Source organism: Arthrobacter sp. FW306-1B-F12A (genome assembly GCF_058781865.1).
Genome location: NZ_JBYSXD010000105.1, coordinates 1 through 1,741, shown reverse-complemented (window position 1 = coordinate 1,741; position 1,741 = coordinate 1). Strand labels below are relative to the sequence as shown.

Sequence of the window (1,741 nt, the reverse complement as noted above, 5' to 3'; positions counted from 1 at the left end):
CCCAACTGATATGTAGAAGCTGTTGTCAAGAGGCAGTGGTGAGCGGCTCCCGGTTTTGGTGTCGGGGGCCGCTTTCCGTTGGGGTGCTGTCCGGGTGTGGTGGGTGTGCTGGCGGGTCTTGTGTTCGACTGCAGTGTCAGACTGATATTCGCGGGTTGCTTACCGCATGACGATTGTTCGGCTGGGGCGTATCGCTGTCTAACATCGGGCGTCAACGGTATGGCCCGCTTGCTCATAGTTGGGTCTCGAGTTGGGCCCCGGAGTGCTGCCACGTCACGTCCGCCATGCACCCGGACGGCACGTTGATCAGGCCGCGTTCATGCGGTCTCCTTGCCCGTGGTCGCCGTGCTGCAGGGGTGCGGCCAGGGACCAGCACCAGCCGGCGAGTTCCCTGGCGATCGCGGTGTTTGCCGTGACGGATCGTTTCTTGCGGGCGTCGAAGACTTCCCATTTGTGGTGGAGCCGGTGGTTGCCTTCCAGGGCCCTGATGCGGGTGGCCGGGCCGACCAGCTCCAGCTGGCGCAGCAGCCGTTCCCCGGGCCGGGAGTAGGGGCGCTGGTGCTGCCAGGCTGCCTCGATGAGGAGTTTCCGGGCGTATTTGCTGCCGGCTTTCGTGATCGGTCCCTGGTGGCGGGACTGGCCCGAGGATTGCTCGCTGGGGACCAGCCCCAGGTAGGAGCCGATGGAGGACCCGGTGAAGCGGGTCCAGTCCCCGATCTCCACGGCGAGCCCGAACCCGGTCGTGGTCTGGATGCCGCGCAAACACATCAACGCGTCGATCACCGGGGCGTACTGGCATTCCCTGGCGGCCGCCACGACGCGCTGATCGATGCGCTTGAGCTGTGCTGCGAGGAGCTCGGCCTGTTCCACATCGGCGTCGTAGGTGAACTGCAACACCGGGGAGTCAAACCGCTGCCGGTGCAGCCAGGCCCCGTGTTCCTTCGTCCACTTGGTCTCCTTCGGGTACCGGATGCCGTGCCGGAGCAGGATCGCATTCACCTGCTGGCGGGCGTGGGCGAGGTTCTTCGCCGCGGTGGACCGCAGCCGGGACAGGTCCCGCAGGTCTTCCTGGTCCCGCGTCGGGACCCGCACCTGGGTGATCTGGCCCAGGGCGAGCATCTCGGCGAGCAGGCGGGCATCACGCTTGTCGGTTTTGACCTTGTCGCTCGGGGCGCGGAGCAACTTGGAGGACGCCGCGACCACGCAGTCGATGCCGGCCTCGCGCAGGTACCGGGCCAGGACGTATCCGGTGGGGCCGGATTCATACACCACCTTCACCGGCGGCTCGCAGCGGCGGATCCACTCCAGCACCACCGCCGGGTCGGAGTCCATTTTCGCGTGCACCAGTTCGCCGGTCTCCGGGTTCAGTGCGCAGCCCACAACGGAAACCGCGTGAACATCGAGCCCGATGAAAGTATGCTCAAACATAGCCGGGACCTCCCAAAACTCACATGTGGCACTACCATTGCAACGCTCCACGGGTCGACAATCCAAGAGCACCGTTATTGGCAACCCACGGACTCTGTGAAACAGAAGGCCCCGGCCTTCACCTCACCCGTCCCGGGGACCCTTGCCTGCCCGTCCGGACAAAGGCCAATTCCGCCGGGCCACAGGCCCCGCAGCGCCGCCCCCGGCACCAGGGATACCCCTCATGCCAGGCCGGCGCTGCGCGGCCGCCCGGCGACAATGGCCCGGTCCGGACGGGCAGGGAACGAACGCCCTCACTTCATATCGTCTAACT

Annotated in this window: 1 protein-coding gene; it reads right to left on the bottom strand. The window is 66.1% G+C overall.

The features are described from left to right. Window positions 1-306: 306 nt before the first annotated feature. Window positions 307-1,428 carry an IS110 family RNA-guided transposase gene (locus AC3WJU_RS22405; protein WP_441432394.1) on the bottom strand — a complete coding sequence of 374 codons (1,122 nt, stop codon included), beginning with the start codon at window positions 1,426-1,428 and terminating at the stop codon, window positions 307-309. Window positions 1,429-1,741: the final 313 nt, after the last annotated feature.